Genomic DNA, 23,823 nt, shown 5'->3' with positions numbered 1-23,823 from the left:
GCACGCATCAATTCAGGACTTAAACATGACCAGCCGATTCATGCTGATTTTTGCCGCGGTGAGTGGCTTTATTTTTGTTGCACTGGGCGCTTTTGGCGCACATGTATTAAGCAAGTCTTTGGGCGCAGTAGAGATGGGCTGGATCCAGACCGGCCTTGAATATCAGGCATTCCACACGTTGGCTATTTTTGGGCTGGCCGTGGCGATGCAGCGCCGTATCAGTATCTGGTTTTACTGGAGCAGCGTCTTTATGGCGTTGGGCACCGTGCTTTTCAGTGGCAGTCTCTACTGTCTGGCACTTTCGCATTTACGCCTGTGGGCGTTTGTTACACCTGTCGGTGGCGTTAGCTTCCTGGCGGGTTGGGTATTAATGTTTATCGGAGCTATCCGTCTGAAACGCAAGGGCGTTGTTCATGAATAAGGTTGTTTTATATTGTCGCCCGGGGTTTGAGAAAGAGTGCGCCGCGGAAATTACCGATAAAGCGGCAAAGCGCGAGGTCTTCGGCTTTGCGCGTGTTAAAGAGAATGCAGGCTATGTGGTATTTGAATGCTATCAGCCTGAAGACGCGGATAAGCTGGCGCGTGAACTACCTTTCAACTCATTGATCTTTGCCCGCCAGATGTTTGTCGCGGGTGAGCTGCTGAAGGATCTTCCGCCGGAAGACCGTATCACCCCAATTGTCGGCATGCTGCAGGGCGTGGTGGAGAAGGGCGGGGATCTGCGCGTTGAAGTGGCGGATACCAATGAAAGCAAAGAGCTGATGAAGTTCTGCCGCAAATTTACCGTACCGCTGCGTGCAGCGCTGCGTGATGCGGGTATCCTGACGAACTACGAAACGCCTAAACGTCCGGTGGTGCATATCTTCTTTATCGCACCAGGCTGCTGCTATACGGGGTATTCATACACCACCAACAACTCTCCCTTCTTTATGGGCATCCCGCGTTTGCGCTTCCCGGCCGATGCGCCGAGCCGTTCAACGCTGAAGCTGGAAGAAGCCTTCCACGTCTTTATCCCGGCAGATGAGTGGGACGAGCGTCTGGCAAACGGCATGTATGCCGTCGATCTCGGTGCGTGCCCGGGCGGCTGGACCTACCAACTGGTGAAACGTAACATGTGGGTTTCATCTGTCGATAACGGCCCGATGGCACAAAGCCTGATGGATACCGGGCAGGTTACCTGGCTGCGTGAAGATGGTTTCCGCTATCGTCCGAACCGGAACAACATCTCCTGGATGGTGTGCGATATGGTTGAGAAACCGGCCAAAGTGGCCGCGCTGATGGCTTCCTGGCTGGTGAACGGCTGGTGTCGTGAGACGATCTTCAACCTCAAGTTGCCAATGAAAAAGCGCTATGAGGAAGTGTCGCAGAATCTGGCTTATATTCAGCAGCAACTGGATGAGCATGGCATTAACGCGGAGATCCAGGCGCGTCAGCTGTATCACGACCGCGAAGAGGTGACGGTGCATATTCGTCGCTGGTGGGCCGCTGTCGGTGGACGTCGCGACGAGCGATAGTGTGTGCTTTATTTTGCCCGGTGGCGCTGTGCTTGCCGGGCAGACAAATCGTGAATTGTATTAACGTTCCAGCCTTAACTGCTGCAAATTCCCGTCCAGCTGTAAACTCGTTTGTAGCGTCGCTACATCCCGGCAGATAAAGGCCATCTCTTTGTGTGCTTCAAGCTTCTTGCGCCATTTTTCCGGCACCTCATCCAGCCTGGCGTAAATCCCTTCCAGACTCTGAAAATCCGTTAGCAACTGAGCGGCACTTTTTGGTCCTATACCCGCGACACCCGGCACCTTCGAGCTGCTGATCCCCGCCAGCCCCCAGTAATCTGGCAGCTGTTCAGGCGAGACGCCAAACTCACTGGCAATGAAAGGGGCATCGAGCCAGCGTTTCTGGAAGTAATCACGGATGCGGATCGTAGGCGAGAGCAGCTGGCAGTAGCCTTTATCGGTTGAAACAATTGTCGCCTGATGCCCGACGCTGGCGACTTTAACCGCAAGTGTTGCCGCCAGATCGTCAGCTTCATTGCCATGCGCCCCCCAGCAAGGTACGCCGCGCTGTTCAAAGGCGGCGCGAATGGCGGGCATCTCGGCATGCAGATCGTCTGGCATCGGGGCACGTCCGGCCTTGTAATCCGGAAGACGCTGATGTCGCCAGCCAGTATTACGCGCTTCGTCGTCAAACACGGCCACAACATGGGTCGGTTCGCTATGGCGGATAAGCTGCTCCAGTGCGTGCAGGCAAGTGTCTTTACAGGGGGTGCCTTGTACCGCATGGATCCGGCGAATCAGGTTGAGTGCGTCGACAATAAGCAAATGAACAGCCACAGAGATTCTCCCTTAAATCTGATGGGTAAAGGGTAACACTGTCGGCAGGATGAAACGAATAGTGTGAGGGGAAACAGGAAGAAGCCTCGCAAAACGAGGCTTCCTGAGAGGCTTAATCGCAGGTAACGATCTTCATCGCCAGACCGCCGCGAGAGGTTTCGCGGTATTTGGCGTTCATATCTTTCCCGGTTTCGTACATGGTTTCGATAACTTTATCGAGACAGACGCGCGGTTCGCTGGTACGACGCAGGGCCATACGTGCAGCGTTCACCGCTTTCACGGAAGCGATCGCGTTACGCTCGATACACGGCACCTGTACCTGTCCGGCAACCGGGTCACAGGTCAGCCCCAGGTTATGTTCCATGCCAATTTCTGCAGCAATGCACACCTGCGTTGGGCTTGCACCCAACAGCTCAGCCAGACCCGCCGCCGCCATAGAGCAAGCCACACCGACTTCACCCTGACAGCCTACTTCCGCACCAGAAATTGACGCGTTCATCTTATACAGGGAACCGATTGCACTGGCGACCAGCAGGTAGCGCGCCAGAGAGTTAGCGTTCACTTCGCGGATAAACTTGTCGTAGTACGCGAGCACGGCCGGAACGATACCGCAGGCACCGTTGGTCGGCGCGGTGACCACGCGGCCACCTGCGGCGTTCTCCTCGTTTACTGCCAGCGCGAACATATTGATCCAGTCCACGACTGCCATAGGATCTGTTGTCGTTTTGTCGGTGCTAACCAACATACGGCGTAGCGCTGCTGCACGACGCGGCACGCGAAGCTTGCCAGGCAGAACGCCTTCGGTGGTGATCCCGCGCTCAATACCGCCGCGCATCACTTCCCAAACGTTAGCAAAGTGCTGTTCCAGCTCCGCTTTGCTGTGAAGTGCCAGCTCGTTTTTCATCATCAGGCCGGAGAGGGAAAGTCCTGTCTCCTGGCAGTGACGCTGAAGGTCCGCCGCAGTTTTGTACGGATAAGGCACATCGACCGAAGAGGTACTGGTTTGACCAAAGTGGTCTTCGTCGACGATAAAACCACCGCCGATAGAGTAGTAAGTCTGGCTGTATACCGCTTTGTCGCCGGCCAGCGCAGTGATACGCATACCGTTTTCGTGCAGCGACAGGTTGTCAGCATGGAAATTCATGCAGCGATCAACCGGGAATTCCACTTCATGTTCGCCATTTGCCAGCAGCAGGCGACCGTGGGTATTAACGTCCTGGATGAAGCCAGGGATCGCGTCAATATCAACGGTATCCGGCAGGTTTCCCGCCAGGCCCATGATAATGGCGATATCGGTATGGTGGCCTTTCCCGGTCAGGGAAAGAGAACCGTAAACATCAACAACCACGCGGGTTACGTCATGCAGAATGCCGCGTGCAATCAAGTCATCCGTGAACTGCTTACCGGCTTTCATTGGTCCGACGGTGTGAGAGCTGGAAGGACCAATACCGATTTTGAAAATATCGAATACGCTAATCATGATGCGTCCATTGCTTTCAGTCAGAGAGGAAGAATGCGCCGCCCGAGGACGGCGCAGGAGGTATTAGCTGAACAGTGAGAAGAAAATAGCGGAGATGGCAATCAGACCCATCACAACAACGAAGACGTTGCTGATGTGGCCGCTGTATTTACGCATCGCAGGCACTTTCTGAATCGCGTACATCGGCATCAGGAACAGAATCATCGCGATAACCGGGCCACCCAGAGTTTCAATCATGCCCAGGATGCTTGGGTTCAGAGTCGCAACTGCCCAGGTGGTGATCAGCATGAACAGAGCGGTGATTTTGTTCAGCTTGCTGATTTCAATGCTCTTGCCTTTACCGCGCAGAGATTTGATCACCATACCGTTGAAGCCTTCACGCGCGCCCAGGTAGTGACCGAGGAAGGATTTGGTGATGGCGATAATTGCGATGATAGGTGCCATCCACGCAATGACTGGTGCGTTAAAGTGGTTCGCCAGGTAAGACAGAATAGAGATGTTCTGCTCTTTCGCTGCTGCCAGATCCGCCGGGGAGAGGCTCAGTACGCAGCTGAACACGAAGAACATCACGGTCAGTACCATCATGATGTGTGCACGTGCCAGGATGCTGGAGCATTTCTTCTCTGCACCGTTGCCGTACTCTTCACGCTTCGCCACTGCGAAGGAGGAGATGATTGGGGAGTGGTTGAAGGAGAAGACCATTACCGGAATCGCCAGCCACAGGGTCATCAGCAGGCCGTTACCGGTTGCAGATGCGCTGCTCAGGGACAGAGTTTCCAGTGCTGCACCGTTCCACTGTGGGATCAGGTAGCAAGCCAGTACCATCAGAGCAATCACGAACGGGAAGACCAGTACGCTCATTGCTTTAACAATCATCTGCTCACCGAAGCGCACGATAGTCATCATGCCTACGATCAGGATCAGAGACAGAATTGCACGCGGAGGCGGCGTCATGTGCAGCTGGTGCGTCATGAAGCTTTCAACGGTGTTGGTGATTGCCACGCTGTAAACCAGCAGAATTGGGTAAATCGCGAAGAAGTAGAGCAGGGTAATCAGTTTACCTGCGCCGATACCGAAGTGCTCTTCAACCACTTCAGTGATGTCTTCGCCCGGGTTTTTACCGGACAGCACGAAGCGGGTCAGACCGCGGTGTGCGAAGAAGGTCATCGGGAAAGCAATGATGGCCATGATGATCAGCGGGATCAGACCGCCGACGCCTGCGTTGATAGGAAGGAACAGTACACCAGCGCCGATTGCTGTGCCGTAAAGGCCAAGCATCCACATGGTATCCGTTTTGCGCCAACCACTTCGGGATTCAATCGAAGCAACGGTGCTGGTTTGAGTGGTTTCCATCTGTATCTCCTGGAGGAAGCAAATTGTCAGGTTTTAAGTCAAATCCGATGAAAAAGTGCCTGACGGTAATATGAAATTCGTTCAGTGACGGTTTTTTAATAATTTTCACCCGTAACTATTGGCGGGCGGAAAGATACATTCTCGTTATGAATCTATCAGTGATCGCGATCTCAAATGCAATAATCCACTTATGATGTGGGCATCTTTAGACCATTTATCTGTTAAAAAAACATCAAAGAGAATTTACGGGCGCGAAGGCTACCACCAACAACATGCAGGCTGAAAGAGAGACCCGTGATATACGAGTCTTACGCTGTAAAGAAATGGGTTTATAGGATTTTATGGCAGGTAAGTTAGATTAAGGCTGATAATTTACGGTTGTAAAATCAAGGTAATCGTTTGCGTCCAGGTGTGATTTGTAAAAGACATAAGCGATCTCTATGAATTGTTTCGGTAATAAAAAAGCCGGGACGCGTTGTACGATGACCCGGCTTTAAGAGAAGACGCTAAGGGTTAAGTGCAGATTTCGTAGCAAGGAATGTAGGCAGAGCCTGGCAGCTTCATGCGGTGTTGGGCGACAAAGCCCTGCAGCATATCGTCCATGCGACGCATCATCTCCCGGTCACCGTGAATTTTGTACGGACCATGTTGTTCAATGGCGCGGATGCCCATCTCTTTCACGTTCCCCGCCACAATCCCGGAGAAGGCACGACGCAGATCGGCAGCCAGGACTTCCACCGGTTGATCCGGGTAGAGTTTCAGGTTCGCCATATTCTCGTGCGTAGGTTCGAATGGGATCTGCAGGTCCGGTGCAATACGAATTGACCAGTTGAAGCTGTAAGCATCGCCGGTATCACGACGATTCTCTTTCACCAGCGGCATCGATTTTTTCATCTGACGAGCCACTTCTGCTGCATCATCAATGATGATGCGATAGTGACGACGCGCGGATTCCCCCAGCGTATGCACGATGAACTCGTCCAGCACGCGGAAGTAGTCGGCGCTCTCTTTTGGTCCGGTCAGGATCAACGGCAGAACCTGATCTTTATTGGCCGGGTTCATCAGAATGCCCAGCAGATAAAGCAACTCTTCCGCTGTCCCCACACCGCCCGGGAAGATGATTATGCCGTGGGCGATACGGACAAACGCCTCAAGACGTTTCTCGATATCCGGCATGATAATCAGCTCATTAACCAGCGGGTTAGGTGGCTCAGCAGCGATGATTGACGGTTCGGTCATACCGATAAATCGCCCCTCTTTGTAACGCTGTTGCGCATGTCCAACCGCGGCACCTTTCATTGGCGCTTCCATTGCCCCTGGGCCACAGCCCGTACAGATATTCAGTTCACGCAGGCCGAGTTGCGTTCCCACCCGACGGGCATAGAGATATTCGGTTTCGTTAATGGAGTGGCCGCCCCAGCAAACGACCATGTTCGGTGCTTCGCCGACGTGCAGGGCACGAGCGTTTCGCAAAATCGAGAACACCAGGTTGGTGATATGAACAGAGCTTTCCAGGTCGAGATGCTGGAAACGGCCTGCGTTGTGGATCTGCCCGTTAACAAACAGGATGTCACGCAGCACGGCAAACAGGTTGGCCTGAAGTGAGCGAATAATGCGCCCGTCGACGAAGGCGTCTTCCGGCGGGTTGATCACTTCCAGTTTCACGCCACGCTCGCGGCGCAGCACGTTGATATCAAAGCTTTCGAAGCGGGACAGCAGTTCTTTACTGTTATCTGTCAGGCTTCCGGAGTTCAGTACGGCAAGTGAACAGTTACGAAACAGTTGATAAAGATCGCTGCTGGCCGTGCGTTTAAGCATGTCCACTTCCAGCTGCGACAACATATCCATTGAGCCAAGCGGGCTAATATGTGTAATCAAGTGAGCTCCTTACGGGACGATTATCGTCTTTCCCTGTTGATTACAATAGCCCTGGCTTATGAGATTTCACAACACTTCGGGCGGAATACCGCCCGCATATTATGAAAATATTTATGTTACTGACGCACCAGACGGCCAGTCGCAGGCACAAAATCGGTATTGGTGCGCCACGGGTTAATATCCAGCCCACCACGTCGGGTATAGCGCGCGTAAACGCTCAGCGTCTCAGGATGGCAGAAACGCTGAATGTCATTAAAGATGCGCTCCACGCACTGCTCGTGGAATTCATTGTGATGACGGAACGACACCAGATAGCGCAGCAGTTTTTCCCGGTCAATTTTCGGGCCACGATACTGGATCTGCACGGAACCCCAGTCCGGCTGATGGGTAATCAGGCAGTTGGACTTCAGCAAATGGCTGACCAGCGTCTCTTCGACCACCTTCCCGCTCGCCGCGTTTTCGAGATAATCAGTGCTGAATTCGTAGCTGTTCACCTCAATATCCTGATCGTCGATGCAGGTACCGTTGAAGTGGGCAATGGGCTGCCCTTCGAGTTCATCCAGACGATACAATGAAACGCTTACGTTGCCCTGAGCGCAGGCACTTAAATCACGTTCCAGGGTGTGCTGAACGTCGTCCCAGCTATTGAATTTTGTCTGGTTAAAACTGTTGAGATAGAGCTTAAAACTTTTGGACTCAACGAGATTAACGCTGGCGTAATCCAGCTCAACATGGCCCACCGCCACCTGCGGCAAACCGCGAGCATTTAGCCATGAGAGTTCGTACAGCGTCCAGATATCTCCGCCGACAAACGGCAGTGCATCCGCGTGCAAACCCAGAGGATCGCGATTCAGGCTGCGCGGTACACTCTGCAGCAGGCTTGCATCGTAGGTGTCGCGGTAATCGGTCGATTTACCCAACGTTAAGCCGGTTAACGCCTGATGATTTTCGTAAGACATGTTTCATAGCCACTTTACAGGTACACTTATGGCCTGAGTTTATCCTGTCTTACAAGAAGAGAGAAATCGGTGGACATCGAAACTGCAAATGCCCTCACTACCTTCACGACCCGTTATTGCGATGCATGGCATGAAAAGCACGGCACATGGCCGCAAAGTGCTGATTTATATGGCGTGCCATCGCCATGCATTATCTCTTCTCAGGATGATTACGTGATCTGGCAGCCGAAGCCCAACACCGGTGAGCAAAATGTAAATGCGGTTGAACGGGCAATGGATATTGTGATACAACCTGCTGTTCATGCGTTTTATACCACGCAATTTGCAGGGGATATGCCTGCACGCTTTGCTGATATTACGTTGACCCTGTTGCAGACCTGGAGTGAAGACGATCTGCAGCGTGTTCAGGAAAACCTGATTGGTCATTTGGTTACGCAAAAGCGCCTTAAGCTTTCTCCGACACTCTTTATTGCCACGCTGGATAGCGAACTGGATGTGATATCCGTCTGCAACCTGTCTGGTGAAGTGGTTAAAGAGACAATCGGAACCCGCAATCGCGAGATCCTCGCCCCCTCTCTTGCGGATTTCCTTACCCGAATTGAGCCACTTCTGTAATCCGTGATGCTACAGCGCGTGTGAGAGATCTCTTACAAGGTTTGTGAGAGATCGCTGGAACATTCAGTATTACCTTATTAAATTAAGATTAATATCACTCTGTTTTTCAATGAATTACTTGTTCATTGCATTACTTATAGTGCTTTCTTACGGCTTACACAGCGGACAGGGTGGGTTGTAAGACGAAGCGGAATAGCGGATTCTATCTCTGTCGACAGGACGCCGACGCGAGAAACGAACATCAGGATGATGGCGTTTCTTACTCAGGACACGTCAGGATGGCGCTGCAGGAAGGCTTCAGGATGAAGCAAAAGGATAACGCAGGATGCGTAAGGGACACCTCCAGGAAGGAGAATGAGAGCCGGTCAGGATGAGCGGTGGGTCAGGAAGGCCAGGATGTTTCAGGATGAAACAAACATATCAGGACGATATGTGCAGGATGCATCGGTTTACGGATGACCAGGCCTTCGGGCATCAGGAAAAGTTGTCACGGATGAGCAGGGAGCACGAATTGTAGCTGGAATGCTGCGAAACGAACCGGGAGCACTGTTTTTACAGTGCTCCCTTTTTTTATTTCTGCCTTCCGCAATGCTATGCTGCGCGCCGTTCACTTTTTCAGTTGAGGTTACTATGACGCAACACGATCGCGTTCGTGCCCGGTTGCACGCCATCGAAGCCCTTTTGCGCCAACATCAGCTGTGGCAGGAGACTGCGCCGCAGCCAGAAGCGTTCGCAAGCACCCAGCCATTCTGCCTGGATACGCTGGCACCGTTCGAGTGGCTCCAGTGGGTATTAATTCCGCGTATGCACGCACTGCTGGAAGGCGGTCATCCGCTGCCACAGGCGTTTGCTGTCTCTCCCTATTATGAAATGGCGCTGGAGGCGACGCACCCTGCGCGCGATGTGATGCTGGTCGAACTGGAAAAACTGGATGCCCTGTTTGCCGGTGAAGATGCATGACGCTTGAGATCCTCTATCAGGATGAGTGGCTGGTGGCGGTGAATAAACCGTCTGGCTGGCTGGTGCACCGAAGCTGGCTGGATCGCGACGAGAAAGTCGTGGTGATGCAAACCGTGCGCGACCAGATCGGCCAGCATGTTTTTACTGCTCATCGTCTCGACAGGCCGACCTCCGGCGTTCTGCTGATGGGGCTGTCCAGCGAGGCAGGCCGCCTGCTGGCGCAGCAGTTCGAACAGCACCAGATCCAGAAACGCTACCACGCGATTGTCCGTGGCTGGCTGACGGAAAGTGCCACACTGGACTATCCGCTGGTGGAGGAGCTGGACAAAATTGCCGATAAATTTTCCCGTGATGACAAAGGCCCGCAGCCCGCGGTGACGGATTATCGCGGCATGGCGACTACCGAAATGCCGGTGGCAACCAGCAAGTTTCCGACCACACGCTACAGCCTGGTTGAGCTTCTGCCTAAAACCGGGCGTAAGCACCAGCTGCGACGCCATCTAGCGCACCTGCGCCACCCGATTATTGGCGACAGCAAACACGGCGATTTGCGCCAGAACCGCAGCGCGGCCGAACACTTTGGTTGCCATCGTCTGATGTTGCACGCCAGCGAGCTGAGCCTGACGCACCCGTTTACCGGTGAACCGCTGACTATCCGCGCGGGGCTGGACGACGTCTGGATGCAGGCGCTGTCACAGTTTGGCTGGCTGGGACAACTCCCCGAAAATGAAAGGGTTGAGTTTGTATCGGGCAACGTTCAGGATGAACAGTAAACGCATTCAATATGGGAAAATATCATGGCTGAAGTAGGCATTTTTGTCGGCACAATGTACGGCAACTCGCTGCTGGTAGCGGAAGAGGCTGAGGCAATACTCGCCAGCCAGGGCCACAAAGCCACGGTCTATGAAGACCCGGAACTGGCCGACTGGGAAAAGTATAAGGATAAATACATTCTGGTGGTGACCTCCACCACCGGACAGGGCGATCTCCCGGACAGCATCGTGCCGCTTTTCCAGGGAATTAAAGACCAGCTCGGCTATCAGCCGGACGTTCACTACGGCATCATTGCGCTGGGTGATAGCTCTTACGCCAACTTCTGCGGCGGCGGTAAGCAGTTCGATGCACTCCTGCAGGAACAAAGCGCCCAACGCGTCGGCGAGATGCTGCTGATTGATGCGGGTGAACACCCTGAGCCTGAAAGCGAGTCGAACCCATGGGTTGAACACTGGGCCACGCTCCTTAAATAGTTCTGTATGCCGGGTAAGGCGTAGCCGCCACCCGGCAGTACACCCCGCGCCAAACGCCAATTCCGTGAACCATCTTCCACTCCCCTGGGCTTATGCCATAAACAACCTCTCATACCCCCTTCAATACTGTGTTTTTGCACGGTGAGAGAACGTGTCACTCCTTCATATACTTTTCCGGTCACTACAAAACGGCTTCAGGCCGTACCAAAACGACAAAATACAAATCTCATTCTGATTACCCTACAGGTGCTGTACAGAATGAACCTGGCGAAAGCTATGTTTCAGGAGTGCAACAATGAGTACATTAAGCCAAGCAGCGAGCAGCGCTGAGAAGCGCACCAATGCCCGCTACTGGATAGTGGTGATGCTGTTTATCGTCACGTCCTTTAACTATGGTGACCGCGCCACGCTGTCGATTGCCGGCTCGGAAATGGCAAAAGACATCGGCCTTGATCCGGTGGGCATGGGTTACGTTTTCTCTGCATTCTCATGGGCCTACGTTATCGGGCAAATTCCCGGTGGCTGGCTGCTGGACCGCTTTGGTTCTAAACGCGTTTACTTCTGGTCCATCTTTATCTGGTCTGCTTTTACCCTCTTGCAGGGTTTCGTCGATATCTTCAGCGGCTTCGGCATTATCGTGGCGCTCTTCACGCTGCGCTTCCTGGTGGGCTTAGCGGAAGCGCCTTCCTTCCCGGGCAACAGCCGCATCGTAGCGGCGTGGTTCCCGGCGCAGGAAAGGGGAACCGCGGTAGCGATTTTTAACTCTGCACAGTACTTCGCAACGGTGATCTTCGCGCCAATCATGGGCTGGCTGACGCATGAGGTGGGTTGGTCGCACGTATTCTTCTTCATGGGCGGGCTTGGGATCGTCATCAGCTTCATCTGGCTGAAAGTGATCCATGAACCTAACCAGCATCCCGGCGTGAACAAGAAAGAGCTGGAGTACATTGCCGAAGGCGGCGCGCTGATCAACATGGATCAAAAATCCGCAAAAGCAAAAGTCCCGTTCAGTCAGAAATGGGCACAGATCAAACAGCTTGTCGGCTCGCGGATGATGATCGGGATCTATCTTGGCCAGTATTGCATCAACGCCCTAACTTACTTCTTTATCACCTGGTTCCCGGTTTATCTGGTGCAGGCGCGTGGTATGTCGATTCTGAAAGCGGGGTTTGTTGCCTCTGTTCCGGCAATCTGCGGCTTCGTTGGGGGAGTGCTCGGCGGGGTGATTTCCGACTGGCTGATGCGCCGCACCGGTTCCCTGAACATCGCGCGGAAAACGCCGATTGTGCTCGGCATGCTGCTCTCCATGACCATGGTGTTCTGTAACTACGTAAATACCGAGTGGATGATTATCGGCTTCATGGCGATGGCTTTCTTCGGTAAAGGGATCGGTGCGCTGGGCTGGGCAGTGATGGCGGATACTGCGCCAAAAGAGATCAGTGGTTTGAGCGGCGGCCTGTTCAACATGTTCGGCAACATCTCCGGGATTGTCACCCCCATCGCTATCGGCTACATCGTCGGCACGACGGGCTCTTTCAACGGTGCGCTGATCTACGTGGGTGTGCATGCGCTGGTGGCGGTGCTGAGTTACCTGGTGCTGGTGGGGGATATCAAACGCGTCGAACTTAAACCTGTTGCGGAGCGTGGATGATGACAACGCAATCAAGCCCAATCGTCACTGAGATGAAGGTCATCCCGGTGGCCGGGCAGGACAGTATGCTGCTGAATATTGGCGGCGCACATAACGCCTGGTTTACCCGTAATATCGTTGTGCTGACAGACAGTGCAGGGAATACCGGCGTGGGCGAAGCGCCTGGCGGAGAGGTGATTTATCAGACGCTGGTCGATGCCATACCTCGGGTGGTGGGTCAGGAGATCGCCCGGTTGAATAGGGTGGTCCAGCAGGTACATAAGGGAAATCAGTCGGCAGACTTTGATACCTTCGGAAAAGGGGCGTGGACGTTTGAACTGCGCGTCAACGCTGTCGCCGCTCTGGAAGCCGCCCTGCTTGATTTACTGGGCAAGACCTTGCATGTCCCGGTCTGCGAATTGCTGGGGCCAGGCAAGCAGCGCGATGCGGTGACGGTGCTCGGCTATCTGTTTTATGTTGGCGATCGCAACAAAACCGACCTGCCTTATCTGGCTCACTCGCCGGGCAGCCACGAGTGGTATCACCTGCGTCATCAGGAAGCGCTCTCCGGTGAAAGCGTTGTCCGGCTGGCTGAGGCGGCCCAGGATCGTTACGGTTTTAAAGATTTCAAGCTTAAAGGCGGCGTACTGCCAGGTGAGCAGGAGATTGAAACGGCCCGGGCGCTGAAAACACGCTTCCCGGAGGCGCGTATCACGGTTGATCCGAACGGAGCATGGCTGCTGGATGAAGCGATCAGCTTGTGTAAAGGGCTGGGGAATGTCCTGACCTATGCGGAAGATCCCTGCGGCGCCGAACAGGGATTCTCGGGTCGTGAAGTCATGGCCGAGTTCCGTCGCGCCACCGGGTTGCCAGTCGCCACCAACATGATCGCGACCAACTGGCGCGAAATGGGTCACGCTGTGATGCTGAACGCTGTCGATATTCCGCTGGCTGACCCGCATTTCTGGACGCTTTCAGGTGCAGTACGTGTCGCACAGCTGTGCGATGACTGGGGGCTAACCTGGGGCTGCCACTCCAACAACCACTTTGATATTTCGCTGGCGATGTTTACCCACGTTGGCGCGGCGGTACCGGGTAACCCCACCGCTATCGACACCCACTGGATTTGGCAGGAGGGTGAAGCTCGCCTGACCAAAAATCCGCTTGAGATCAAAAACGGCAAAATTGCTGTGCCGGATGCGCCTGGGCTGGGTGTAGAGCTTGACTGGGATCAGGTTCATAAAGCCCATGAGGCGTATAAAAAACTGCCTGGTGGTGCGCGTAACGACGCAGGACCGATGCAGTATCTTATCCCCGGTTGGACATTTGACCGTAAGCGCCCTGTTTTCGGACGTCACTGATAAAAGGATTGAACGATGAGCACTTTTTCTACCCCCGTAGTCACTTCCATGCAGATCATTCCGGTTGCGGGCCATGACAGCATGCTGATGAACCTGAGTGGTGCGCATGCGCCATTCTTTACCCGCAATATCGTGATTATCAAAGACAACTCCGGTCATACTGGTGTAGGCGAAATTCCGGGTGGGGAGAAGATCCGTACTACGCTGGAAGATGCCATTCCATTAGTTGTCGGTAAAACGCTGGGCGAGTACAAAAATGTGCTGAATACCGTGCGCAATACTTTCGCTGACCGCGATGCGGCTGGACGTGGGCTGCAAACGTTCGATCTGCGTACCACTATCCATGTGGTGACCGGTATCGAAGCGGCAATGCTGGACTTGTTAGGCCAGCATCTGGGCGTTAACGTCGCGTCACTGTTAGGCGATGGCCAGCAGCGCAGCGAAGTGGAAATGCTGGGCTATCTGTTCTTTGTCGGCGACCGCAAACTGACGCCTCTGGCGTATCAGAGTCAGCCAGATGAACAATGCGACTGGTACCGACTTCGCCACGATGAGGCGATGACTCCGGATGCGGTGGTGCGTCTGGCGGAAGCCGCTTATGAGAAATACGGCTTCAACGATTTCAAACTGAAGGGGGGCGTGCTGGCGGGCGAAGAAGAGGCGGAAGCCATATCTGCTCTGGCGAAACGTTTCCCGCAAGCGCGCGTAACGCTTGATCCGAATGGGGCCTGGTCTCTTGATGAAGCGATCAGAATCGGTAAACAGCTGAAAGGCGTGCTGGCTTATGCGGAAGATCCGTGCGGGGCTGAACAAGGTTTCTCCGGCCGCGAAGTGATGGCGGAATTCCGCCGTGCAACAGGTTTGCCAACGGCAACAAACATGATAGCAACCGACTGGCGCCAGATGGGGCATACGCTTTCTCTGCAATCTGTCGATATTCCGCTGGCTGACCCGCACTTCTGGACGATGCAGGGTTCAGTTCGCGTGGCGCAGATGTGTCATGAGTTTGGCCTGACCTGGGGCTCGCATTCCAACAACCACTTTGATGTGTCGCTGGCAATGTTCACTCACGTTGCCGCTGCCGCACCGGGTACGATCACTGCGATCGACACGCACTGGATCTGGCAGGAAGGCAATCAGCGCCTGACCAAAGAGCCGTTTGAGATCAAAGGGGGCATGGTGCAGGTGCCGTCCACACCGGGGTTAGGTGTTGAGCTGGATATGGATCAGGTAATGAAAGCTCACGAGCTGTATCAGAAACATGGCCTGGGTGCGCGCGATGATGCGATGGCGATGCAGTATCTCATCCCGGGCTGGTCATTTGATAATAAACGTCCGTGCATGGTGCGATAAATGTGCAGGGAACGCTCCCATTGCTGGTCATTTGCGTGGTGTATGCTTAACGTAACAACGATGCGTAAGGATGGCTTATGAAAATTGTTATCGCACCGGACTCATATAAGGAAAGTTTGAGTGCGCTTGAGGTTGCGACAGCGATAGAGCGTGGTTTTCGCGAGATCTTCCCCGAGGCGGTTTACGTCAAACTGCCGGTCGCGGACGGTGGCGAAGGGACGGTTGAGGCGATGATCGCGGCAACGCAGGGAAGCATTATGCATGTTCCGGTGACCGGCCCGCTGGGCGAGCACGTGGACGGGTTTTATGGTTTGTCCGGTGATAAGCAGAGCGCCTTTATTGAAATGGCAGCGGCCAGCGGCCTGGAGCTGGTTGCGCCTTCGCAGCGTAATCCTCTGAGAACCACCTCCTGGGGAACAGGTGAGCTTATCCGTCATGCGCTGGATGCGGGCGTTAAGCATATCATTATTGGCATTGGCGGGAGTGCCACCAATGACGGCGGTGCAGGGATGGTGCAGGCGCTGGGCGCTAAATTGCTCGATGCGAGTGAAGAGCCTCTTGGGCAGGGCGGGGGCGAGCTGGGAAAACTCGCGCGTATCGACCTGAGCGGGCTGGATAAACGTCTGGCGGAGTGCCGGATTGAGGTGGCCTGTGATGTCACTAATCCGCTCACCGGAAAGGATGGCGCGTCAGCCGTATTTGGTCCGCAAAAGGGGGCCACACCCGAGATGATCGTCACCCTGGACAACGCGCTTGCTCAGTATGCGCGGGTCATTGCCCGGGATCTGGATATCGATGTGTTGAACCTTGCTGGCGGTGGCGCAGCGGGCGGTATGGGGGCAGCACTGTATGCCTTTTGCGGTGCGCAGTTGCGCCAGGGGATTGAGATCGTGACCGATGCGCTACACCTGGCCGAGCAGGTGGCCGATGCGGATTTGGTGATCACGGGTGAAGGACGCATCGACAGTCAGACGATCCACGGCAAAGTCCCGGTAGGTGTGGCGAAAGTGGCCAAACGCTTTAACAAACCCGTCATCGGTATTGCGGGGAGTTTGACGGCGGATGTTGGCGTGGTACACGAACACGGCATTGATGCGGTGTTTAGCGTGATCTACACCATCTGCTCACTGGAAGACGCGCTGGAAAATGCCAGTGAAAATGTCCAGATGGCCGCAAGGAATATCGCGGCGGCGCTGAAAATAGGGCAGGCATTTTAGCTGTGATTGCCGGGTAAGGCGAAACCGCCACCCGGCTTTTACCTCAGCTTCCCAGCACTTTCATCGCTTCCCGCGTCACATTATCCATCTCATCCAGCAGCTCCAGAAATTCCGGTTCAAGCTCAGATTCCGGCGTACCGGCACGCAGTTGCTGCTCCAGCAACTGGCAGAGATTTTTCAGCCGCGGCACGCCGCTGTATCCACAGCTGCCGTGCAGCTTGTGAATCGCTTCCAGCAGATCGTCCGGGTTTTCACCCACCAGTTGCTCTTCAACCTTATTGCGAATTTCCGGTAGAAACGCGACGAGCATTTGCAGCATTTCGCGCGCTAAGTCGGGTTTTCCTGCTGCCTGACGCAGCGCAAGCTGCCAGTCAAAAGTCGCGTTCTGATTGACGCTAATCTCAACTGGCTCGGCAGATGGCGTGTACGTCCCGCCTGAATGCCCCGGTTTATAGCGTAACAACAGGTTATGAAGTTTCTCTTCGTCGATAGGTTTAGCCAGATAATCATTCATCCCGGCACTCAATAGCTTCTCTTTCTGACCGGCCATCGCATGCGCGGTGACCGCAATCACCGGGGTCTGCTGCTGATGCGGGAGCTGATGGATCAGCTCACAGGCCCGAATGCCATCCATACCCGGCATTTGAATATCCATCAGAATTAAATCGAACTGCATCTGTTTAGCCTGTTCAACCGCCTGCGTGCCACTGGTACACAGTTCAACATGCTGAACTTGGTCTTCAAGCAATACGCCAATGAGCTTCAGGTTGGCCGGGTTATCATCCACGGCCATCACGCTCATCGGCAATTTTTGCTCATTGTCAATCGGTGGCAGGGCATTCTGGCTAAGACGGCAATATTCCGTCAACGCTGGCAGCAGTCGGGTCGCGGTGAGCGGTTTTAGCAGACACGCGGCGGCCCCGTCATTCTTCAACTCTTCTGCATTGAGCTGGGCATGGCATGGGAGCGCCAGCAGCAGAGAGTCGGTCATTGACGCGGCTTTCGCCAGCCGTTCCTGTTGCATGGTCAGTTCGCCGGTGAAAGTGACCGGGATCCCCATCAGCAGAATGTCGTAGTGTTCAACGGCAAGGGCTGAGAAGGTTGGGCTGTAGACCACTTCCAGCGGCGTGGTGCTTAAAATATCGAGCGCACACTGCGCCGCCGCCGCGTTAGGCTCGACGTAGGCCAGACGCTTGCCTTTCAGGCAGTCTGTCACAGGACCATCGGTCAGCACGTTCGGGTTGAGGTCCAGATTAATGTGGAACCAGAAGGTTGACCCCCGGTTCGGCTGGCTGTGGAAAGAGATATCTCCTCCCATCTCATTCACCAGTCTCTGCGTGATCACCAGCCCCAGACCAGTACCGCCATGACGGCGAGAGATACTGGCGTCTGCCTGACGAAACGCCTGGAACAACCGCGACTGATCGCGCTCAGGGATACCGATGCCGGTATCGCGGATCTGCACTTCAATCTGAACCTTGTTATTACTGATAGAACGTTTTTCCACCAGAATGTCGATGTTACCGCTTTCGGTGAACTTAATGGCATTTCCGACAAGGTTAGTAATAACCTGCTGCAGACGTAGCGGGTCGCCAATGACGTTATCCGGCACATCGTTCTTGATGTTAAGTGTCAACTCCAGCCCTTTATCGTGCGAGGAGTGTGCGAGAAGCGTGACCACTTCATCCAGTGTGCTCCGCAACGGGAACGGGATACTCTCCAGAATAAGCTTGCCTGCTTCCAGCTTGGAGAAGTCCAGCACGTCGTTAATGATCGCTAACAGGTTGTTAGCGGAGCGCTCGATAGTGTGCAGATGGTCGCGCTGAGTTGGGTTAAGCTCGCTTTTCAGCGTCAGGCGGGTAAAGCCGATCACACCATTGAGCGGTGTACGCAGCTCGTGTGACATATTGGCAAGGAATTCAGATTTAATACGTGCTGCTTCCTGCGCACGCTTTTTCGCCAGATCCAGCTCAACGTTCTGAATCTCCATCTGTTCCAGCGTTTCGCGCAGGTCAGACGTGGCCTGGTCAACGTTGTGCTGCATCTCTTCGTGATACGCCGCCAGAGACATCGCCATCGAGTTGATGCCATTTTTCAGCATATCCAGCTCGCCCAGCATAAACCCTTCAACGCGGCTGTCGAGCTGACCCCGGCGAATACGGTCAACCGTGTTGACCATGTTGCGGATGGGCCCCGTCACATCGCGCATCAGACGCCAGCCGAAGATCAGTGCAATACCGATGCAGAACAACATCATCACGCCAGAGATGAAAATTTCTTTGTACTGCTGTAGCCGTACCGACTTGAGATCCAGCTCCAGTGCGACATATCCCAGCATATTATTGCTGGATTTGGCGTCAGATTGCGCAGACTCATCGGGTGAATAACTTTCTGAAATGATCGGCGTGCGCAGGATCAAGATATCCCCGCGCCGAAGCACTGTGAGCTGGCGCGGGAACGGTGTGCCGTCAGGGATTTTCAGGGACGCCGGATCGAGATGAAAATTCGAGGTCACAAACAGACGGTTATGTTCGTCGTAAACTGAAATGGCACGAACAATGTCCGAGTGACGACGGTGGAGCACGCTGATTAACTGACCAATGGACTCGCGGTTTTGCAGGTTCATCCCATACTCACTGGAAACGGCTAGCGGTTCGATGATGCTGGCGCCAGCACCTTCCAGTTGACGCTGCAAATCGTTATAGCGATGCACCACAAAGAAGATACTCAGCAGCAAACCGATAAGAACGGTGGGGGCGAGGATCAAAATCATCATGCGCGCGCGCAGGCTGTAGTTGGTCATGGCGTTCCGTTATGGGACAATTAAGATAATTATGTTTATGTGAGAAAAATCTCGGCGATGGCGCAATTCTACTCTGCAAAACGACGCGTGACGACGCGTCAAATCATCACTGTTGAAGCTACGGACCTGGATCCTTTTGGCCAGGGGGTTGCTCGACATAATGGTAAGACTCTGTTTATAACAGGTTTACTGCCAACAGAACGAGCAGAAATTACGCTGACAGAAGATAAACGGCAGTACGCCCGTGGACAGGTGAAGCGTCGCCTCAACGATAGCCCGCAGCGTGTGGAACCTCGTTGCCCGCACTTTGGTATCTGCGGAGGCTGTCAGCAACAGCATGCGAGCACAGAATTACAGCAAAAAAGCAAAAGCAGTGCCCTGGCGCGTCTGCTTAAACATGACGTTAGCGAGATTATTGCCGATGAGCCGTGGGGTTATCGCCGCCGTGCGCGCCTGAGTCTCAGCTTTCAACCAAAAACTGAGCGGCTGGAGATGGGGTTTCGCAAAGCCGGCTCCAGCGATATCGTTGATGTGAAGCATTGCCCTGTTTTGGTGCCCCATCTTGAGGCATTGCTTCCAAAAGTGCGCATTTGTCTCTCCGGGCTGGAGGGTGTTCGCCACCTTGGGCATGTCGAACTGGTCATGGCAAATAATGGCCCGCTGATGGTTTTGCGCCACACCACGCCGTTGTCGAAAAAAGATCGCGAAAAACTGGAACACTTTTCGCATTCCCACGACCTGGCGCTTTTCCTGGCACCACAAAGCGAGATACTTGAGCAGGTTACAGGTGACGCGCCCTGGTATGCGTCAAACGGACTACGCTTAACGTTCAGCCCGCGGGATTTCATTCAGGTAAATGATGGCGTTAACCAGCAGATGGTTGAGAAAGCGCTGGCGTGGCTGGATGTTCAGAAAAGCGATCGGGTGCTCGATCTGTTCTGCGGAATGGGTAACTTCACGCTGCCGTTGGCGCTAAAAGCCGCCAGCGTCGTCGGCGTGGAAGGTGTTGAGGCGCTGGTGGCTAAAGGGCAGGAGAACGCAGAGCAGAACGGCTTGCAAAATGTGACCTTCTTTCATCAAAATCTTGAGGAAGATGTCACCCAACAGCCGTGGGCGAAGCAGGGCTTTGATAAAATTTTACTCGACCCGGCTCGTGCTGGTGCACCGGGTGTCATGGCACATATTATTAAACTCGCGCCGAAGCGTGTGGTCTATGTTTCCTGTAACCCAGCAACGCTTGCCCGTGACAGTGAGGCATTAATCAGTGCGGGTTACCAGATTCGGCGTCTGGCAATGCTGGACATGTTCCCGCACACTGGACATCTGGAATCGATGGTGTTGTTCGAGCACATCTAATTTGTTTGGCTTGTCGACTTCGACAGGCCCTGGTCCCTAAAGGAGAGGACAATGGTTGCGGTAAGAAGTGCACATCTTAATAAAGCTGGGGAATTTGACCCACAAAAATGGATCGCAAGTCTGGGAATTTCCAGCCAGCAGTCGTGTGAACGCTTAACCGAAACCTGGGCCTATTGTTTGCGCACCACGCAGGGGCATCAGGATGCCGATCTTCTCTTATGGCGTGGCGTGGAGATGGTTGAAATCTTATCCATGCTGAACATGGATATCGAAACGCTGCAGGCCGCGCTTCTGTTCCCGCTTGCCGATGCGGACGTCGTCACTGAAGACGTACTGCGCGAAAGCGTTGGAAAATCGGTCGTGGCGCTGATCCACGGCGTACGCGATATGGCTGCCATCCGCCAGCTCAAGGCAGCGCACACTGACTCTGTCTCTTCAGAACAGGTCGATAACGTTCGCCGCATGCTGCTGGCCATGGTGGATGATTTCCGCTGTGTGGTCATCAAACTTGCCGAGCGTATTGCCCATCTGCGTGAAGTGAAGGATGCGCCGGAAGACGAGCGCGTGCTGGCCGCCAAAGAGTGTACAAACATCTATGCGCCGCTCGCAAACCGTTTAGGGATTGGTCAACTGAAATGGGAACTGGAAGATTATTGCTTCCGCTACCTGCACCCGGCGGAATATAAACGCATTGCCAAACTGCTGCATGAGCGCCGTATCGACCGCGAGCACTATATCGAGGAGTTTGTCAGCGGGTTGCGTCAGTCAATGAAAGAAGAGAATGTGCGTGCCGAAGTCTACGGTCGACCAAAGCACATCTACAGTATCTGGCGCAAAATGCAGAAGAAACATCTCGCTTTTGACGAGCTGTTTGACGTGCGCGCGGTACGTATCGTGGCGGAGCGTCTGCAGGACTGCTATGCCGCGCTGGGGATAGTGCACACGCACTTCCGCCACCTGCCGGATGAGTTCGATGACTATGTCGCGAACCCGAAACCTAACGGCTACCAGTCTATTCATACCGTTGTGCTCGGCCCTGGCGGCAAAACGGTCGAAATTCAGATCCGCACCAAACAGATGCACGAAGACGCCGAACTGGGCGTTGCCGCGCACTGGAAATATAAAGAAGGCACCTCCGGTGGGGCGCGTTCCGGCCATGAAGATCGTATCGCCTGGCTGCGTAAGCTGATTGCGTGGCAGGAAGAGATGGCCGACTCCGGCGAGATGCTTGACGAGGTGCGCAGCCAGGTCTTTGACGACCGGGTGTATGTCTTTACCCCGAAAGGGGATGTCGTTGATCTGCCTGCGGGCTCTACACCGCTCGATTTTGCCTACCATATCCACAGTGATGTGGGGCACCGCTGTATCGGGGCGAAAATCGGCGGGCGCATTGTACCGTTCACCTACCAGCTGCAGATGGGCGACCAGATTGAAATTATCACCCAGAAGCAGCCAAACCCGAGCCGGGACTGGCTGAATCCAAACCTGGGTTACGTGACGACCAGCCGTGGGCGTTCCAAAATTCACGCCTGGTTCCGTAAACAGGATCGTGACAAGAACATCCTTGCGGGTCGTCAAATCCTTGATGATGAGCTGGAGCATATTGGCATCAGCCTGAAAGAGGCGGAGAAGTTCCTGCTGCCGCGCTACAACTTTAACGAGCTTGATGAGCTGTTAGCGGCCATTGGCGGCGGCGATATCCGTCTGAATCAGATGGTGAACTTCCTGCAGGCGCAGTTCAATAAGCCGAGTGCGGCAGAGCAGGATGCAGCCGCGCTGAAGCAGTTGCAGCAGAAAACCTATGCCCCGCAGCAGCGCAGCAAAGACAATGGTCGCGTGGTGGTGGAAGGCGTAGGCAATCTTATGCACCACATTGCGCGCTGCTGCCAGCCTATCCCGGGCGACGATATCGTCGGCTTTATCACCCAGGGGCGCGGGATTTCGATTCACCGCTCCGACTGCGACCAGCTTGCCGAGCTACAATCGCATGCGCCTGAGCGCATCGTGGAAGCGGTCTGGGGCGAGAGCTATTCCGCGGGTTACTCGCTGGTGGTGCGTGTTACTGCCAACGATCGCAGCGGGCTGCTCCGCGACATTACCACCATTCTCGCCAACGAGAAGGTCAACGTGCTGGGCGTCGCCAGCCGCAGCGATACCCGCGAGCAGCTTGCCACCATCGATATGACCATCGAAATCTATAACCTGCAGGTGCTGGGCCGCGTGCTTGGCAAACTGAACCAGGTGCCGGATGTGATCGACGCGCGTCGTCTGCACGGCGGTTAAACACACTCTTCTGTAAGCCGGGTAAGGCTTTGCCGCCACCCGGCTTGTTTTTTTAATGGAAAACACTATGACTCAAATCGACCGCCTGCTCGGCATCATGAAACGTCTTCGGGACCCTGAAAACGGCTGTCCGTGGGACAAAGAGCAGACTTTCGCCACCATCGCCCCGTACACACTTGAAGAGACCTATGAGGTGCTGGACGCCATCTCTCGCGAAGATTTTGACGACCTGCGCGGCGAGTTGGGCGATCTGCTGTTCCAGGTGGTGTTCTATGCACAAATGGCGCAGGAAGAGGGACGTTTTAACTTTGACGACATCTGTGCCGCCATCAGCGACAAGCTTGAGCGCCGCCACCCCCATATTTTTGGTGATGCCACTGCAGGGAACAGCGCGGAAGTGCTGGTCCGCTGGGAACAAATCAAAAGCGTCGAACGCGCAGAGAAATCTCAGCATTCCGCGCTGGACGATATTCCTCTGAGTCTGCCTGCGCTGATGCGCGCGCATAAAATTCAGAAACGCTGCTCTGCAGTCGGGTTTGACTGGACGTCCCTCGGCCCTGTACTGGACAAAGTGCATGAAGAGATAGACGAAGTGATGCACGAAGCGCAGCAGGCAGTGGTGGATGAAGCAAAGCTGGAAGAGGAGATGGGCGATCTGCTGTTTGCGACTGTCAACCTTTCACGCCACCTGGGCGTAAAAGCGGAAACCGCGCTGCAAAAAGCCAACATTAAGTTCGAGCGTCGTTTTCGCGAAGTTGAACGGATTGTGGCCTCGCGTGGCCTGGAAATGACCGGTGTAGACCTCGATGTGATGGAAGAAGTCTGGCAGGAAGTAAAACGCCAGGAATCTGATCTCTAACGGATTTTTGCGATCAAGCGCAATTTGTGTGATTTTTTAAATGACAAGCGCTTGATTTGCGTCAAAAACATTTACCCAAAACGGGCTATTTTCTCACTCCTTATGTTTGTCATGGCCTGGAATGGAGACGGAGAATGAA

The 23,823-nt window shown here is 54.3% G+C and carries 19 protein-coding genes; 13 read left to right on the top strand and 6 right to left on the bottom strand.

What is annotated here, in order from left to right:
* The first annotated feature begins 25 nt into the window (after positions 1 to 25).
* The gene (locus AAHF05_RS18185) at positions 26 to 421 is read left to right on the top strand and encodes a DUF423 domain-containing protein (RefSeq protein WP_028014272.1); all 396 of its coding nucleotides are present in this window, start codon (positions 26 to 28) and stop codon (positions 419 to 421) included.
* Positions 414 to 1,514 carry a 23S rRNA (cytidine(2498)-2'-O)-methyltransferase RlmM gene (gene rlmM, locus AAHF05_RS18180; protein WP_049005912.1) on the top strand — a complete coding sequence of 367 codons (1,101 nt, stop codon included), beginning with the start codon at positions 414 to 416 and terminating at the stop codon, positions 1,512 to 1,514. The genes AAHF05_RS18185 and rlmM overlap by 8 nt, the downstream gene beginning before the upstream one ends.
* Before the next feature lie 60 nt (positions 1,515 to 1,574).
* Here rlmM and xni read toward each other — a convergent pair whose 3' ends face one another.
* From xni to queF, 5 genes are all read right to left on the bottom strand, one after another.
* On the bottom strand, positions 1,575 to 2,330 hold the full coding sequence (gene xni / locus AAHF05_RS18175) for a flap endonuclease Xni (protein ID WP_049005913.1): 756 nt from the start codon (positions 2,328 to 2,330) through the stop codon (positions 1,575 to 1,577).
* A 112-nt stretch (positions 2,331 to 2,442) separates the two neighbouring features.
* Positions 2,443 to 3,810, bottom strand: a complete 1,368-nt coding sequence (locus AAHF05_RS18170) for an L-serine ammonia-lyase (protein WP_108091055.1) — start codon at positions 3,808 to 3,810, stop codon at positions 2,443 to 2,445.
* A 63-nt stretch (positions 3,811 to 3,873) separates the two neighbouring features.
* Positions 3,874 to 5,163 carry an HAAAP family serine/threonine permease gene (locus tag AAHF05_RS18165; RefSeq protein ID WP_028016894.1) on the bottom strand — a complete coding sequence of 430 codons (1,290 nt, stop codon included), beginning with the start codon at positions 5,161 to 5,163 and terminating at the stop codon, positions 3,874 to 3,876.
* Between the two features lie 513 nt (positions 5,164 to 5,676).
* Positions 5,677 to 7,041 carry a nucleotide 5'-monophosphate nucleosidase PpnN gene (ppnN, locus tag AAHF05_RS18160; protein WP_108091054.1) on the bottom strand — a complete coding sequence of 455 codons (1,365 nt, stop codon included), beginning with the start codon at positions 7,039 to 7,041 and terminating at the stop codon, positions 5,677 to 5,679.
* A gap of 116 nt (positions 7,042 to 7,157) precedes the next feature.
* Positions 7,158 to 8,000 carry an NADPH-dependent 7-cyano-7-deazaguanine reductase QueF gene (gene queF / locus AAHF05_RS18155; protein ID WP_374936406.1) on the bottom strand — a complete coding sequence of 281 codons (843 nt, stop codon included), beginning with the start codon at positions 7,998 to 8,000 and terminating at the stop codon, positions 7,158 to 7,160.
* Between the two features lie 69 nt (positions 8,001 to 8,069).
* Here queF and syd point away from each other — a divergent pair, with 69 nt between their 5' ends.
* From syd to AAHF05_RS18115, 8 genes are all read left to right on the top strand, one after another.
* The gene (syd, locus tag AAHF05_RS18150) at positions 8,070 to 8,615 is read left to right on the top strand and encodes a SecY-interacting protein (protein ID WP_129323649.1); all 546 of its coding nucleotides are present in this window, start codon (positions 8,070 to 8,072) and stop codon (positions 8,613 to 8,615) included.
* Between the two features lie 630 nt (positions 8,616 to 9,245).
* Positions 9,246 to 9,575, top strand: a complete 330-nt coding sequence (locus AAHF05_RS18145) for a YqcC family protein (RefSeq protein ID WP_028016890.1) — start codon at positions 9,246 to 9,248, stop codon at positions 9,573 to 9,575.
* Positions 9,572 to 10,348 (top strand): tRNA pseudouridine(65) synthase TruC, encoded by a 777-nt coding sequence (truC, locus tag AAHF05_RS18140; RefSeq protein ID WP_129323648.1) that lies wholly within the window; start codon positions 9,572 to 9,574, stop codon positions 10,346 to 10,348. Before AAHF05_RS18145 ends, truC begins: the two co-directional genes overlap by 4 nt.
* 24 nt (positions 10,349 to 10,372) lie before the next feature.
* Positions 10,373 to 10,822, top strand: coding sequence for a flavodoxin (locus tag AAHF05_RS18135; protein WP_029741558.1), 450 nt, complete (start codon positions 10,373 to 10,375; stop codon positions 10,820 to 10,822).
* 295 nt (positions 10,823 to 11,117) lie between these two features.
* On the top strand, positions 11,118 to 12,473 hold the full coding sequence (gene gudP / locus AAHF05_RS18130) for a galactarate/glucarate/glycerate transporter GudP (RefSeq protein ID WP_129323647.1): 1,356 nt from the start codon (positions 11,118 to 11,120) through the stop codon (positions 12,471 to 12,473).
* Positions 12,473 to 13,813 carry an enolase C-terminal domain-like protein gene (locus AAHF05_RS18125; protein ID WP_129323766.1) on the top strand — a complete coding sequence of 447 codons (1,341 nt, stop codon included), beginning with the start codon at positions 12,473 to 12,475 and terminating at the stop codon, positions 13,811 to 13,813. Before gudP ends, AAHF05_RS18125 begins: the two co-directional genes overlap by 1 nt.
* A 15-nt stretch (positions 13,814 to 13,828) precedes the next feature.
* Entirely contained in the window at positions 13,829 to 15,166 is a 1,338-nt protein-coding gene (gudD, locus tag AAHF05_RS18120; RefSeq protein ID WP_129323646.1) for a glucarate dehydratase, read from the top strand.
* A 77-nt stretch (positions 15,167 to 15,243) separates the two neighbouring features.
* On the top strand, positions 15,244 to 16,383 hold the full coding sequence (locus AAHF05_RS18115; protein WP_129323645.1) for a glycerate kinase: 1,140 nt from the start codon (positions 15,244 to 15,246) through the stop codon (positions 16,381 to 16,383).
* 43 nt (positions 16,384 to 16,426) lie between these two features.
* Here AAHF05_RS18115 and barA read toward each other — a convergent pair whose 3' ends face one another.
* Positions 16,427 to 19,186, bottom strand: coding sequence for a two-component sensor histidine kinase BarA (gene barA / locus AAHF05_RS18110; RefSeq protein ID WP_129323644.1), 2,760 nt, complete (start codon positions 19,184 to 19,186; stop codon positions 16,427 to 16,429).
* A 57-nt stretch (positions 19,187 to 19,243) separates the two neighbouring features.
* On the opposite strand from barA, the gene rlmD reads away from it, so the two are divergent.
* The 3 genes from rlmD to mazG all read left to right on the top strand — a co-directional run bounded on the left by rlmD (position 19,244) and on the right by mazG (position 23,684).
* Positions 19,244 to 20,542: a 23S rRNA (uracil(1939)-C(5))-methyltransferase RlmD gene (gene rlmD / locus AAHF05_RS18105; RefSeq protein ID WP_129323643.1), complete on the top strand. Its 1,299-nt coding sequence runs from the start codon at positions 19,244 to 19,246 to the stop codon at positions 20,540 to 20,542.
* A gap of 51 nt (positions 20,543 to 20,593) precedes the next feature.
* Positions 20,594 to 22,825, top strand: coding sequence for a GTP diphosphokinase (gene relA / locus AAHF05_RS18100; protein WP_028016881.1), 2,232 nt, complete (start codon positions 20,594 to 20,596; stop codon positions 22,823 to 22,825).
* A 67-nt stretch (positions 22,826 to 22,892) separates the two neighbouring features.
* Positions 22,893 to 23,684 carry a nucleoside triphosphate pyrophosphohydrolase gene (gene mazG / locus AAHF05_RS18095; protein WP_129323642.1) on the top strand — a complete coding sequence of 264 codons (792 nt, stop codon included), beginning with the start codon at positions 22,893 to 22,895 and terminating at the stop codon, positions 23,682 to 23,684.
* The last annotated feature ends 139 nt before the right edge of the window (positions 23,685 to 23,823 follow it).

It is taken from the genome of Enterobacter adelaidei (genome assembly GCF_041937165.1).
GTDB lineage: Bacteria > Pseudomonadota > Gammaproteobacteria > Enterobacterales > Enterobacteriaceae > Enterobacter > Enterobacter adelaidei.
This window is presented reverse-complemented; position numbering and strand designations above follow the sequence as displayed.

What these genes read in the sequence shown, in the direction of transcription:
- relA (WP_028016881.1), top strand. Translation starts at nt 20,594, where the DNA reads ATGGTTGCGGTAAGAAGTGCACATCTTAATAAAGCTGGGGAATTTGAC.
- AAHF05_RS18125 (WP_129323766.1), top strand. Translation starts at nt 12,473, where the DNA reads ATGACAACGCAATCAAGCCCAATCGTCACTGAGATGAAGGTCATCCCG.
- AAHF05_RS18145 (WP_028016890.1), top strand. Translation starts at nt 9,246, where the DNA reads ATGACGCAACACGATCGCGTTCGTGCCCGGTTGCACGCCATCGAAGCC.
- gudP (WP_129323647.1), top strand. Translation starts at nt 11,118, where the DNA reads ATGAGTACATTAAGCCAAGCAGCGAGCAGCGCTGAGAAGCGCACCAAT.
- AAHF05_RS18115 (WP_129323645.1), top strand. Translation starts at nt 15,244, where the DNA reads ATGAAAATTGTTATCGCACCGGACTCATATAAGGAAAGTTTGAGTGCG.
- rlmM (WP_049005912.1), top strand. Translation starts at nt 414, where the DNA reads ATGAATAAGGTTGTTTTATATTGTCGCCCGGGGTTTGAGAAAGAGTGC.
- barA (WP_129323644.1), bottom strand. Translation starts at nt 19,186, where the DNA reads ATGACCAACTACAGCCTGCGCGCGCGCATGATGATTTTGATCCTCGCC.
- AAHF05_RS18165 (WP_028016894.1), bottom strand. Translation starts at nt 5,163, where the DNA reads ATGGAAACCACTCAAACCAGCACCGTTGCTTCGATTGAATCCCGAAGT.
- AAHF05_RS18170 (WP_108091055.1), bottom strand. Translation starts at nt 3,810, where the DNA reads ATGATTAGCGTATTCGATATTTTCAAAATCGGTATTGGTCCTTCCAGC.
- gudD (WP_129323646.1), top strand. Translation starts at nt 13,829, where the DNA reads ATGAGCACTTTTTCTACCCCCGTAGTCACTTCCATGCAGATCATTCCG.
- queF (WP_374936406.1), bottom strand. Translation starts at nt 8,000, where the DNA reads ATGTCTTACGAAAATCATCAGGCGTTAACCGGCTTAACGTTGGGTAAA.
- AAHF05_RS18135 (WP_029741558.1), top strand. Translation starts at nt 10,373, where the DNA reads ATGGCTGAAGTAGGCATTTTTGTCGGCACAATGTACGGCAACTCGCTG.
- AAHF05_RS18185 (WP_028014272.1), top strand. Translation starts at nt 26, where the DNA reads ATGACCAGCCGATTCATGCTGATTTTTGCCGCGGTGAGTGGCTTTATT.
- rlmD (WP_129323643.1), top strand. Translation starts at nt 19,244, where the DNA reads ATGGCGCAATTCTACTCTGCAAAACGACGCGTGACGACGCGTCAAATC.
- mazG (WP_129323642.1), top strand. Translation starts at nt 22,893, where the DNA reads ATGACTCAAATCGACCGCCTGCTCGGCATCATGAAACGTCTTCGGGAC.
- truC (WP_129323648.1), top strand. Translation starts at nt 9,572, where the DNA reads ATGACGCTTGAGATCCTCTATCAGGATGAGTGGCTGGTGGCGGTGAAT.